11 protein-coding genes and 1 pseudogene are annotated in these 12,588 nt (G+C 62.5%); 5 read left to right on the forward strand and 7 right to left on the reverse strand.

Features of this window, described 5'->3' with window-relative positions; all coding sequences use genetic code 11:
- From CTATCC11996_RS18495 to CTATCC11996_RS18520, 6 genes and pseudogenes are all read right to left on the reverse strand, one after another.
- Positions 1 to 369, reverse strand: a pseudogene (locus CTATCC11996_RS18495) (acetaldehyde dehydrogenase); the annotation flags it as partial.
- Between the two features lie 22 nt (positions 370 to 391).
- Positions 392 to 1,369 (reverse strand): Bug family tripartite tricarboxylate transporter substrate binding protein, encoded by a 978-nt coding sequence (locus tag CTATCC11996_RS18500; protein ID WP_233506478.1) that lies wholly within the window; start codon positions 1,367 to 1,369, stop codon positions 392 to 394.
- Between the two features lie 11 nt (positions 1,370 to 1,380).
- On the reverse strand, positions 1,381 to 2,358 hold the full coding sequence (locus CTATCC11996_RS18505; protein WP_003079094.1) for a Bug family tripartite tricarboxylate transporter substrate binding protein: 978 nt from the start codon (positions 2,356 to 2,358) through the stop codon (positions 1,381 to 1,383).
- Between the two features lie 65 nt (positions 2,359 to 2,423).
- On the reverse strand, positions 2,424 to 3,215 hold the full coding sequence (gene mhpD / locus CTATCC11996_RS18510; protein WP_003079096.1) for a 2-keto-4-pentenoate hydratase: 792 nt from the start codon (positions 3,213 to 3,215) through the stop codon (positions 2,424 to 2,426).
- A gap of 13 nt (positions 3,216 to 3,228) precedes the next feature.
- Positions 3,229 to 4,194, reverse strand: a complete 966-nt coding sequence (locus CTATCC11996_RS18515) for a 3-carboxyethylcatechol 2,3-dioxygenase (protein WP_233506479.1) — start codon at positions 4,192 to 4,194, stop codon at positions 3,229 to 3,231.
- A gap of 2 nt (positions 4,195 to 4,196) precedes the next feature.
- Positions 4,197 to 5,966 (reverse strand): bifunctional 3-(3-hydroxy-phenyl)propionate/3-hydroxycinnamic acid hydroxylase, encoded by a 1,770-nt coding sequence (locus tag CTATCC11996_RS18520; RefSeq protein WP_003079100.1) that lies wholly within the window; start codon positions 5,964 to 5,966, stop codon positions 4,197 to 4,199.
- Positions 5,967 to 6,292: 326 nt separating this feature from the next.
- Here CTATCC11996_RS18520 and CTATCC11996_RS18525 point away from each other — a divergent pair, with 326 nt between their 5' ends.
- Positions 6,293 to 7,078, forward strand: a complete 786-nt coding sequence (locus tag CTATCC11996_RS18525; RefSeq protein WP_003071383.1) for a DNA-binding transcriptional regulator — start codon at positions 6,293 to 6,295, stop codon at positions 7,076 to 7,078.
- A 111-nt stretch (positions 7,079 to 7,189) separates the two neighbouring features.
- On the opposite strand, the gene CTATCC11996_RS18530 is transcribed toward CTATCC11996_RS18525, so the two are convergent.
- Positions 7,190 to 8,134 (reverse strand): LysR family transcriptional regulator, encoded by a 945-nt coding sequence (locus CTATCC11996_RS18530; RefSeq protein ID WP_003079103.1) that lies wholly within the window; start codon positions 8,132 to 8,134, stop codon positions 7,190 to 7,192.
- A gap of 115 nt (positions 8,135 to 8,249) precedes the next feature.
- Between CTATCC11996_RS18530 and CTATCC11996_RS18535 the strand changes: the two genes are divergently transcribed.
- From CTATCC11996_RS18535 to CTATCC11996_RS18550, 4 genes are read left to right on the forward strand one after another with little or no spacing between them, the layout of a single operon-like run.
- Entirely contained in the window at positions 8,250 to 9,227 is a 978-nt protein-coding gene (locus CTATCC11996_RS18535) for a Bug family tripartite tricarboxylate transporter substrate binding protein (RefSeq protein ID WP_003079104.1), read from the forward strand.
- 2 nt (positions 9,228 to 9,229) lie between these two features.
- Positions 9,230 to 10,279 carry a 4-hydroxythreonine-4-phosphate dehydrogenase PdxA gene (locus tag CTATCC11996_RS18540; protein WP_003079106.1) on the forward strand — a complete coding sequence of 350 codons (1,050 nt, stop codon included), beginning with the start codon at positions 9,230 to 9,232 and terminating at the stop codon, positions 10,277 to 10,279.
- A gap of 60 nt (positions 10,280 to 10,339) precedes the next feature.
- Positions 10,340 to 11,512: an L-rhamnonate dehydratase gene (locus CTATCC11996_RS18545; RefSeq protein ID WP_003079107.1), complete on the forward strand. Its 1,173-nt coding sequence runs from the start codon at positions 10,340 to 10,342 to the stop codon at positions 11,510 to 11,512.
- Positions 11,513 to 11,523: 11 nt separating this feature from the next.
- A complete protein-coding gene (locus CTATCC11996_RS18550) occupies positions 11,524 to 12,453 on the forward strand; it encodes a dihydrodipicolinate synthase family protein (RefSeq protein WP_003079110.1) in 930 nt (309 codons plus the stop codon).
- Positions 12,454 to 12,588 lie beyond the last annotated feature (135 nt).

A 12,588-nucleotide genomic window follows, 5' to 3' on the forward strand; every position in this document is an offset into this window, starting at 1 on the left:
GTCCAGATGCATGTCGCCGTTGACCACGGGAATGCAGTACGGGCCGATGGCTGCCGGCGTCAGGTCGATCATGCGGATGCCGGGCTTGAGGCTGCGCAAAAAGGCGTCGTTCTTCACATGTGCGCCGGCGCTGGTGGCATCGAACACAAAGTCGATGTCGGCGAACCCGGGCATGCGCGTGAGGCCTTCCACGCCCTCGTGGGTGGTAGCCACGCCCATGCGGGAGGCGCGGGCCAGGCCGTCGGAGTGGGGATCGATGCCGACCATGGCGCCTATCTCGATGTTTTTGCCATGGCGCAGGATCTTGATCATCAGATCCGTGCCGATATTGCCGCTGCCGATGATGGCGGCCTTGAGTTTGCGCGTCATAGCGTTTACCTTCAGAGAAAAATCAGTCGATACCGGCTCCGCTGGACTGGATCAGCGGTGCCCAGCGTGCGATCTCGCTGTGGATGAATTGCTTGAATTGCTCCGGGGTTTGCGGATAGGCCTGCATGCCCTGGCTTTCGAAGCGTTTCTGTATGTCCGGCTCCCGCAAGGCTGCGACCAGCGCACGGTTCAATGTCTGGACCACCGTGGCAGGAGTTCCGCTTCGCACGGCTGCACCGAACCAGACGCCTGCATCGACACCGGACACTCCCAGCTCGGCCAGGGTGGGAACGTCGGGCAGTTGGGGACTGCGTCTTTCAGAGGCAATCGCCAGCGCGCGCAGCTTTTTGCTGCGGATCAGCGCTTCGGTCGAGCTCGTGGGATCGAACATGAAGTCGACCCGGTTTGTCATCACGTCCTGCAGTGCCGGCACCGAGCCTTTGTAGGCCACATGAGACATGCCGCCACCGGTTTTGCTGCGAAACAGCTCCCCCAGCAGGTGGCCGATGGAGCCCAGGCCTTGTGATGCAAATGTCAGGCCTTGCTTGCTGCTGCGGGAAAGCGCCACCAGCTCGCTCAGCGTCCTGACAGGACTGGCGGCCGAAACCACGAGCACCAAAGGAGAGGTGACCAGAGACGTTACCGGCTCGAAGTCCTTGACGGGGTCGTAGGAAAACTTGCGAAACAGCGTTGGGTTGATGGCAAACATGGCCGTGCCAGCCACATACACGGTGTGACCATCGGCGGCCTGTTGAAGCACTGCGCTGGCCGCAATCTGCCCTCCTGCACCAGGCTTGTTGTCAACAATCACGGGCTTGCCCAGCTGTTGAGCCACATGCTGACCGATGGCACGGGCCATGACGTCGCTGATGCCGCCGGCGGAAAACGGCAGCACGAGTGTGATGGGCTTGCCGGGAAAGGCCTGCGCTGAGCCGAGGCCGCCGATCGACAGGCTGCCCAAGCCCAGAGCCGACTGCAAAAGAGTTCGACGATGCAACATTGGCAGCCTGCTCACTCGATCGAAGCGCCGCTGGCCTTGACCAGAGGACCCCATTTGGTCATCTCCGACTGCATGAAGCTGCCAAACTGGGCCGGGGTTGACGGGAACGCCTGCATGCCTTGATCGGCAAAACGCTTGACCACTTCAGGGTCCTTCATGGCCTGGTGGATGGCATCGTTCAGACGTTCAACCGCAGCTGCCGGGGTGCCTGTCTTGACCACGGCACCGAACCACACGCCGGCATTCACACCGGGCACGCCAAGCTCGGCCAGGGTGGGTACGTCCGGCATTTGTGGCGAACGCTTGTCGGCCGCAATCGCCAGGGGCTTGAGTTTCTTGCCGGCCACCAGGGGGGCTGTGGTGATGACCGGGTCGAACATGAAGTCCACCTGTCCACCCATCACGTCCTGCAGTGCGGGTGCGGAGCCTTTATAGGCAACATGGTTGAACTTTCCGCCAACCTTGCCACGGAAGGTCTCTCCGAGAAGATGGCCGATGGAGCCCATACCCTGCGAGGCGAAGTTCAGTCCGTCCTTGCGGCTCTTGGCCTGGGCTATGAGTTCCTTGACGCTGGTCAGTGAACTATTGGCAGGCACGACCAGCACCAACGGCGAAGCGATCAGCGAAGTGACGGGACTGAAATCCTTCAGCGGGTCATATGAAAAATTTCGAAACAACGAGGGGTTGATGGCAAACATCTCGGTGGCACCGACATACAGGGTATGACCGTCCGCCGCTTGCTGGCGCACATAGGCCGCCGCAATCTGGCCGCCTCCGCCGGGCCGGTTGTCAACGATGACAGGCTTGCCAAGCTGCTCCCCCATCTTGCTTGCCAGTGCACGCGCCACGGCATCGGTGATGCCTCCGGCCGGGAAGGGAACGACCATGGTCACGGCACGGTTGGGGAAATTCTGCGCGATGGCGGGTGTACCCAGGCAGGCAGCGAGCGAGGCAGCACCGGCTGCGAACAATTGACGTCGATTCCACATGATTTGTCTCCTGAATAATCGTTATGAGCAATGGAAAACGGGGCCGGGAATGCTTTCGAGAAGATTCACCGTTCAAACTGCGCGTACACGGAGCCGACGCCGCTGATGTGGGCTTCGAAGCGATCGCCGGCATTCACTGCGACCATGGGCCCCAGGGCACCGGTCAGCACGAGGTCGCCGGCTCGCAGCGCCTGGCCGAGGCTGGCGAGTCGGCGGGCCAGCCAAACGGCGGCATTCAGGGGGTGGCCCAGGCAGGCTCCACCGGAGCCGGTGGAGACGACATCGCCATTGCGTGTCATCTGCATCTCGCACAGCTTCAGATCCAGTGCGTTGAGCGCAGTCGGTACGGCACCCAGCACGACCAGACCGCTGGACGCGTTGTCGGCCACGGTGTCAATGAAGCGGATGTTCCAGTCGGCAATGCGGCTGCCCACGATCTCGATGGCCGGAAGCACATAGGCGGTGGCGCTGATGACATCCACCAGCGTGGTGTCGGGCCGCTCCAGATCCTTGGCCAGCACCAGCGCCACCTCGGCCTCGACCTTGGGCTGAAGCGTCCGCGACAGGGGCACGACCTCATCGTCGCCGTAGAGCATGTCGGCGAACAGCGTGCCGAAGTCGGGTTGGTCCACGCCCAGCTGCTTTTGCACGGCAAGGGATGTCAGCCCGATCTTGCGACCCACAATCCGGCGGCCCTGACTCTGTGCATACAGCACATTGGCCAGTTGCACGGCATAGGCGCTGTCGTTGTCGGCGATCTCCTCGCGCAGGGGAGCAATGGGGGTGGCGGTGGCTTCCGCGTGGCGCAGGCGTTCGGCCCAGACCTGTATTTGCTTGGTGGTCGGCATGGCAGTCATGAAAGGATGAGGATCAGTGGTGCATGAACATCACGCCATAGCCCGCAATGAGCGATGGAATGGCGCGGTAGGTCCGTACAGGGCAGGGCAGACGGGTGTTGGCAGGCAGGGCGGAGCGCGCCACCAGCCAGGTCTTGGACTCATGGGCAGAGTTGCCGGCCATGGCGCCGATCGAGGCTTCGCTCATTGCACATAAGCCGTCCAGCTGGCCGCTGGCCATGGCGTCCATCCATTGCAGATCCCACTCGGGGTTGAGCGGCTTCATCCAGCTGTCGCCATTGGCCAGAGCCAGACCGGCAGCCTTGACGCGCTCGGTCTTGAGCTCGCGCTCCTGCTCTGTGGGCGTGGAGCGGACGGTGATGCGCTCGCGCACGGCTGGGTCAGGATGGGCCAGTGTCGGCACGGGAGGCTCGTGCGACAGCCCGCCCGAACCAATCAGCAGTGTGCGCTGTGGCAACCGGTCGAGAAAGCTGCCAATGCCTTCTCCCAGTGCCTTGCATCGGGCCATGCGCGCAATACCGGGTTGGGCTACTGCATTCATGAAGATGGGAATGACAGGCGGCGTGTCCATCTCGTCCCCCCACAGAAACTGCAGGGCCTGCGAAAAGCCGTGATCGACCCACATGCGCCGCGACACCGCGATATCGAAATGTTTATCCATCAGGTGCTCGGCCAGCGCTATGGCCAGTTCTCCAGCCACATTGAGAGGACCGGCTGGAGACAGATAGTCGCCCACGGCCGTTGCCTGGCTGCCGATGCAAAACGGCGGCATCAGCTCATTGAAGAAGCCGTTGTAGTGGTCCGGACCCAGCAGCACGATGAGCTCTGGCGAGAACTCGTGAACGGCCGCGCGCGCCGCAGCAATCGCCTTGTCGATGGCGATCTGATCGTCTGCAGCAACAGGATTGAGACCGAGCAAAGGCGAGTGCGACATGCCAAGAAATGCCCGGCGCGCAGTGGCGATGGCGCTACCACTCATCTTCATGCCTCCAGTGGGGAATGCAGTACCCGGGCCATCTGACGGGTGACAGTGCTGACCTCCTGCGGAGATGCCAGCGCCGCGACAAAGCGGTCCGGGCGCACGAACACCACCGACTTTCCCTGGGCGCTGAACCAGTCCTTGAGGCGGCCTTGTTCGTCGCCAACGGTCAGCACGCCATCGCGCGTGGGCGTTGGATGAAGCAGCTGGCCAGAGGGCATGGCACGAATGAAGCGAGCGCCAAGGCGCTGCCAGAAGTTCAGAGCCTCTTCGTCCATGCCATAGCTGGGGTCCGTACCCCAGGCCAGAATGCAGAAATTCAGTCCGACAAAGTCGTCCAGCAGGCCAGAGTGGCCGTTTGCAGTGGCAACACGAGGCTGAATGAACATCCGGCCTACGGGACTGGACGCCGCTGTCTCCAGGCCATGCACCAGACGCCCCACCAGAGACTCCTTCTTTTCCGCCATCAGGCCCAGAAGGCGGCTCAAGGGAGTGTTGCCCGAGCGGTCCAGCAGACCGGCGAACGGTGTCCTGGCTCCTTGATTGCCGGTGCCCGTGTGGTGCAGCACCACGCCCTGCTCGTAGCGCGGCATGGGTTTGAAGCGCATCTCGGCGAAGTACTGCTTGACGGGCGGCACAGCGTTCAGGGCCAGCATCACCGTGTCGCGTACTTTGGCGGCGGTATGGCTTTCAGGGGCGAAGATGTCGCCTGCCACTTCGGACAAATGGATCATGCTGCGGGCATGGTCGCGGCGTTCCTGTTCGTAGCTATCAAGCAGGCCGCTGCTGGCCTCTCCCCTGATGACCATGGCCAGCTTCCAGGCGAGATTGCTGGCATCTCGCATGCCGCTGTTGTAGCCCTGGCCCTGCCAGACCGGCATGATGTGCGCGGCATCGCCTGCCAGCAAGACTCGTCCGACCCGAAACTGCGCCGCCAGTCGTGCGTTGTGCGTATACACGCGCTTGCGGATGTAGTCGACCTTGTCCGGATCTGCGACGACCTTGCGCATCAGCTGGGCAAGATTCTCAGGCTTTGAGAGCTGCTCTTCGGTCTCCCCAGGCATGACCATGAATTCAAAGCGGCGAATGCCATGCGGCAGGGCTGCAGAGACGTAGGGGCGCTCCGGGTCGCAATGCATGTCGATATGAGGGGTTCCCAGGGGGTCATTGCGTACATCAACCACAATCCATTGATTGGGTTTGGTGCGGCCCTCAAAGGGCACGTTCAGCGTGCGACGCACCAGACTGTTGCCGCCATCGCTGGCGACCAGGTACTTGGCGCGCAGTGTGCGCTCTACGCCCTCGGAACTCCTGAGTGTGGCGGTGACGCCTGCATCGTCCTGGGTAAAGCCGTGAAGCTCCTGACCCAGCAGTACCTGGACCTGTTCAAAGCGCTGCAGCCCCCGGTACAGGATGTCGTCTACCTGAGGCTGGATGAAGGCATTGCGGCGAGACCATCCGTACTCATCGGTGCGAGGCTCGATCGAGGCAAAGCACTGGCCGCTGGCGGTGTAGAAGCGCATCCAGTGATGAGGGGTGATGTGTGCCTGTACTTGATCGGACAGACCTGCTGCCTGCAGCGTGCGCAGCGATTCGTCGTCAATGCCGATGGCTCGGGGGTAGTCAATAATCTGTGGCAGCTTCTCTGCCACGATGACGCGTACACCAGCCAGCCCCAGAGTGTTTGCCAGTGTCAGCCCTACCGGGCCAGCGCCAATGATCAGGACATCGGCATCGTCTTGACTCGCTTGGTTTTCTTGGGGGGCGTTCATTTTCAGTCTCCGTATTGGGTGAGCGCATCGAGTGCTGTTTTGATAATTGTCAAAACACTCGAGGAGTCTGAAAACACTGTGCACCTGGTGCACCTATTGCTAGGTGCATACCCTTGCTGTCATCGCTTGCACCGTCTTCCAATCAGTTGACGCGAGACTCGTAAGGTGGGCGTCGGGATGGTGCATGGCAAAGCTGCGCGCGGTTGCGCATCGAGTCGGGAATATTCATTGAGCGCAGCAGCACAGCACCCTGCGATTGCGCCGTATGGCCTGCGGTATTCATACTTGGGCATTCCCAGGAAATCTTCACTTTTGAGCACAGTCCCATGAATGACTACAAGGATGTACGCAGCTTGTCGCGAGGGCTGGCTCTGCTGCAGGCCATGAATAGAGCCCCTGGCGGCATCGCTTCAACCACGGCACTGGCACAGGCATGCGATATTCATCGCACCACCGTCAAGCGATTGATGGAGACCTTGCGGGCGGAGGGTTTCGTGCGCAGGGGTGAGAAAGACGGACAGTACTACCTGACTTTTGCAGTGCGCAGCCTTAGCGAAGGGCTTGTCGATGATGCCTGGGTTGAGCAGGTCGCACTACCGCTGATGCGTGCTGCTGTGCCCGAGCTGCTTTGGCCTTGCGATCTGGGGACCGTGGAAGGCGGCTTTATGGTGGTGCGTGAAAGCACGCACCGTTTCAGCCGGTTGTCTCAGCATCGCGGCATGATTGGAGAAAAATTGCCGCTGTTCTTCACGGCGATGGGACGAGCCTATCTGGCGTCTTGCACCAAAGATGAGAAGGAAGGCTTGCTCTCGTTGCTCGCTCAGCGTGACGATGCCACTGGTGCCATGGCAAGGGATAGAGCATCGGTAGAGCGTTTGATTGAAGAGACGCGCCAGCGAGGATATGGCATCAGCGATGGTGATTGGCATCAGCAAGCGCCGTTTGGAGCGGTCGCGGTGCCATTGAAGTGTGGACGTCGTTTGATCGGAGGTCTGAATCTGGTCTTTCCGAAGTCTGCTGTCGCCAGGGAAGAGTTGCTTGCCCGCTATCTTCCCCGACTGAAGAAACTGGCTGTGCGCATGGGCAAGGATGTGGCGCCTTGGCTGGACTAGATGTGAACCGTCAAGAGGTTATTGGCAGATTTGAGTCTGGACATCGGCGCGGCTCGGCCGGTGCCGGCCGGCCCTTGCGCAGAATCGACCTTGCGGAGGCCAGGCCCTTGTTCAGGCCGCTGCATCGTGACGGTGCAGCAGATCCAGGAACATCTGTGCCGATCGGCTGATGGGCCTGTCCTTGCGCACCAGGCTGCCGTAGGCCTCCAGACTGTGTTTGGTCCGATACGGCAGGATATGCAGCATGCCGTGGGCGGCATGAAGGTCCGCCACCGTGCGCGGAATCACGCCCACCATGTTCGAGCTTCGCACCAGATTGATGGTGGTGAGTATGGAGCCGGTTTCGATCAGACCGCGCGGCAGCGGCAGACTATGCTCGCGGAACTCCTGCTCGATCAAGCTGCGCATGGGGCTGCCGGGCGGCTGCATCACCCAGCCATGCCCCTGTAAGGCCTGCAGGCCGGGCCGCTGCAGCGACAGCAGAGGGTGCTCCTTGCGCACGATAAAGGCCAGTTGCTCGTCGTCGATCGGGCAAAAGCGGCAATCGCTGCCGGCTTCATTGGTCATGCGCCCGACGACCACCTCCAGCACTCCCTCACGCAGCTGCGCCAGCAGGCGATCGCTGGTGTCCACGGCCACTTCCAGCTCCAGCAGGGGCAACTGCTTTTTCAGCTCCAGCAGGGCCTGGGTGAGCCGCCCGGGCGATGCGGCCATGATGCTGCCCACGGCCAGCCGTCCGGAGCTTCCCTGGCGCAGCTCGCCCAGTTCGCGATTCAGGGCCTCGATATTGCCGCGCAGCGAACGGAAATATTCCAGCACCCGCTCTCCTGCCGCATTGCGCTGCAGCCGCCGGCCCACGCGCTCGAACAGCGGCTGGCCCAGTGCATCTTCGAGCTCCTGCAGCATTTTGGTGGCTGCCGGCTGGGTCAGACCGAGCTCTGCCGCTGCTGCACGCAAGGTCTGGCGCTCGTCGATGGCCAGTATCAAGGCCACCTGGCGCATGCGCAGCCGGTTCAGCAGCTGTGGCGTGTTGTCGCGTTTGTCGATCGATCCCATGGCATGGCTTCTTATTGCTTCAGGTTATCGATTAATCAATAACTTTCAATTTACGCATATCAGCGCCTTCCCTAGCATCGGGCTGCAATCGAATAAAAAAGCCAAGGAGACAAATGTGCAAAGACGTCATCTACTTTCCATAGCCGCTGTGTGCGGCGCCGCCGTGCTTCCCTGGCAGGCCCAGGCACAGGACTCTGCGAACTGGCCGGTCAAGCCCGTGCGCATGCTGGTGGGCTCTGCGCCCGGAGGCGGCACCGATGCCATGGCCCGCGCCGTGGCCGACAGGCTGGGGCCGCTGCTCAAGCAGCCGGTGATCGTGGAGAACCGGCCCGGCGTCTCCAACACGCTGGCCGTGGACATGACGGCCAAGGCCACGGACGGCCACACCATGGTCATGGGCGTGGTCACGGCCCATGCCATCGCGCCGCATCTGCTCAAGCTCGGCTATGACAACAACCGGGATCTGGTTCCCGTGGCCTTTGTCGGCTCCGTGCCCAATGTGCTGGTGGTGGGCAACTCCGTTGCCGCCAACACGGTGGCGGAGCTGGTGGCCATGGCCAAGAAGAATCCCGGTCAGATCAATTTCGCCAGCAGCGGCACGGGCAGCACCCAGCATATCGCTGCCGAGGTGTTCAAGGATGCCGCCGGCATTCAGATCACCCACGTGCCCTACAAAGGCAGTGCCGCGGCCCTGGTCGATCTGGTCAGCGGCCAGGTGCAGATGAGCTTCGACACCATGCCCTCGGTCATAGGCCAGATCAAGGCCGGCAAGCTGCGCGCGCTGGCGGTCACTTCGCCCCAGCGCAACCCTCAGCTGCCCCAGGTGCCGACCATGGCCGAAGCGGGTCTGCGCAATGTGGAAATCAGCGCCTGGTACGGCATCTACATGCCCGCCTCCACGCCCAAGGCAGTGCAGCAAAAAGTGCATGACGAGGTCAACAAGGTCATCGCCATGCCCGAGACCAAGACCCGTCTCGAAGCCGTGGGTGCCGAGCTGCGGCCCATGCCCCAGGCCGACTTCGGCAGTTTTCACCTCGCCGAGTACAAGCGCTTCGGCGACATCATTCGCAAGAACAACATCAAGCTGGACTGAGCATGAGCAAGGCTTCTCTTCCCGTTGTCGCCCTGACCCTGGGCGATCCTTCCGGCATCGGCGCCGAACTGATTGCATGTTTGCTGGCCAGGCCGCAAGCCACCGAGCAGGCGAACCTGGTGCTGGTGGGCGATCCCTGGCTCTGGGAGCAGGGCCAGCGCATCGCCGGACTGCAGGTAGCAACCGCGGCGCTGGCCGACTTGTCTGCCGCGCGCGAGCGTGCCGATACGCGGCTGCCGGCCTTTGTGGCCGTGGACACCATCGCCCAGGCCGATGTGGTGCAGGGGCAGGTGGGGGCGGCAGGCGGCCGCTCGGTGCTGCAGGTGCTCGACCAGTGCATGGATGCGGCCCTGGCCGGCGATATCGACGCCATCTGCTTTGCACCCTTGAACAAGCAGGCGATGAAGCTGGGCGGCCTGCGCCATGAGGACGAGCTGCACCACTTTGCCGAGTACCTGGGCGTGACCGGCTACTTCTGCGAGTTCAACACGCTGGGCGATCTCTGGACCTCGCGCATTTCCTCGCATGTGCCGCTCAAGGATGTGGCCGGCTATCTGAGCCAGGAGCGCATCAGCCAGGCGGCCGAGCTGATCTACAACGCCTTGCGCGCCAGCGGCCTGGCTGCTCCCAAGGTGGCGATTGCTGGCTTCAATCCACATAACGGCGACGGCGGAACCTGCGGCCGCGAGGAAATCGACATCATCGCGCCCGCCGTGCAGGCCCTGCAGGCGCGCGACTGGCCCAGCGATGCGCCGTTCCACGGCCCGTTCCCGGCCGACACCATCTTCCTCAAGGCCCAGGCCGGCGAGTACCAGGCCATCGTGACCATGTACCACGACCAGGGCCAGATCGCCATCAAGCTGCTGGGCTTCTCGCGCGGGGTGACGGTGCAGGGCGGCCTGCCGATTCCCATCACCACGCCGGCCCACGGTACGGCCTACGACATCGCGGGCCAGGGCAAGGCCAATGTGGAAGCCACCTGGCAGGCGCTGCAGATTGCCGCGCGCATGGGGGCTGCCCACCGCGATCGCCAGGCTGCCCCAGCCCTCTGAGCCCATTTTCCGGGCGGCCTGGGCCGCCTGTCCTACTCACTCTTTTCTTCCGAGGTCTGTATGAAGATCAAGTCCGTCCGCGCCCGTGTCTATGAATGGAAGGGCAAGACCGTTCCGCCCCAGGGCAACTTCTGCTCCAACGCCATGGATCTGGTGTACTCCAACACCGAGTCCATGAGCACCTTCCGCTTCCATTCGTGGACCGTGGTCGAGATCGAAACCGATGACGGCATCATCGGTCTGGGCAATGTGGCCCTGGCACCAAGAATAGCCAAGGCCATCATCGACGAGTACCTGGCGCCCCTGGTCATCGGTCAGGACCCCTGGGACTACGAATACCTGTGGCAGCGCATGTACCGCGCCACCCATGCCTGGGGCCGCAAGGGCGTGACCATGGCCGCCATCTCGGCCGTGGACCTGGCCATCTGGGACATTCTGGGCAAGAGCGTGAACAAGCCCGTGTTCAAGCTGCTGGGCGGGCGCACCAAGGAAAAGATTCCCTGCTACTACAGCAAGCTCTACCGCACCGACCTGAAGGAGATGCAGGACGAGGCACAGAAATTCCTGGATCAGGGTTTCAAGGCCTTCAAGATGCGCTTTGGCTACGGGCCGGCCCATCTGCAAGAAGGTGTGAAGGAGAACCTCAAGTCCGTCGAAGCCATCCGCGAAGTGATCGGCTACGACACCGACCTGATGCTGGAGTGCTATATGGGCTGGAACCTGGAGTACGCCAAGCGCATGCTGCCCAAGCTGGCGAAGTTCGAGCCGCGCTGGCTGGAAGAGCCCGTGATCGCCGACGACATCGACGGCTACGCCGAGCTGAACGCCATGAACATCATTCCCATCTCGGGCGGCGAGCACGAGTTTTCACTCTACGGTTTCAAGCAGCTGCTGGACAGGAAGGCCGTCTCCGTCGTGCAGTACGACACCAACCGCGTGGGCGGCATCACGGCGGCGCACAAGATCAATGCCCTGTGCGAAGCCTATTCCGTGCCCGTGATCCCGCACGCCGGCCAGATGCACAACTACCACCTGACCATGAGCACGCTGGCCTCGCCCATGGCCGAGTACTTCCCCATCTTCGACGTGGAAGTCGGCAACGAGCTGTTCTGGTACATCTTCGACGGCGAACCGGTTGCCGACAACGGCTTCCTGCAGCTGCGCGACGACGTGCCGGGCCTGGGCCTCACGCTCAAGACCGAGTACCTCGACCAGTTCCACATCATCGAGTAAGGAGACGCAGCATGCCAGCACTCTCCAATCCCCGTTACCGGGGCATCTTCCCCGTCGTGCCCACCACCTTCCACGAGGACGGCACGCTGGACCTGGCCAGCCAGAAGCGCTGTCTGGACTTCATGATCGACTCGGGCGTGGACGGCCTTTGCATCCTTGCCAACTTCTCCGAGCAGTTCCTGGTCTCGGACGATGAGCGCGAAGTCCTTACGCGCACGGCGCTGGAGCATGTGGCCGGCCGCGTGCCCGTGATCGTGACCACGACCCATACAAGTACCAAGGTCTGCGCCGAGCGCAGCCGCCGCGCCCAGGACATGGGCGCCGCCATGGTCATGGTCATGCCGCCCTACCACGGCGCCACTTTCCGCTTTGGCGAAGCCCAGGTGCAGGCCTTCTACCAGGGCGTGTCCGACGCCATCGACATCCCCATCATGGTCCAGGACGCGCCGGCTGCGGGCACGCCGCTGTCGCCCGCCTTTCTGGCCCGCATGGCCAGGGAGATCGCACAGGTCAGCTACTTCAAGATGGAAACCGCAGGCGCGGCGGGCAAGCTGCGCGAGCTGATCGCACTGGGCGGCGAAGCCATCGAAGGCCCCTGGGATGGCGAGGAGGCCATCACGCTGCTGGCTGATCTGGAGGCCGGCGCCACGGGCGCCATGACAGGCGGCGGCTTTGCCGACGGCATTCGCCCCATCATCGAGGCGCACCGCGCAGGCGACAAGGACAAGGCCTTCGAGCAATACCAGCGCTGGCTGCCGCTGATCAACCACGAAAACCGCCAGGCCGGTTTCCTGGCTGCCAAGGCGCTGATGAAGGAGGGCGGTGTCATCACCTGCGATGCACCGCGCTCGCCCTGGCCGCCCATGCATCCCGAGGTGCGGCGCCAGTTGCTGGACATTGCACGCCGGCTGGACCCGCTGGTGCTGCGCTGGGCCCGTTGAGACGACTATGAATACAGGAGCTGGTTGCGCTTGTTTATTCGAGAATTCAGATATTTTTCATGCTGAGTTCTATGAATAGCGAGCGCAACAAGCTCCTCTATCAAGAGCATATCCATGACCCCACATCTCAACCTG

The organism is Comamonas testosteroni ATCC 11996 (genome assembly GCF_000241525.1).
Classification (GTDB): domain Bacteria; phylum Pseudomonadota; class Gammaproteobacteria; order Burkholderiales; family Burkholderiaceae_C; genus Comamonas; species Comamonas testosteroni.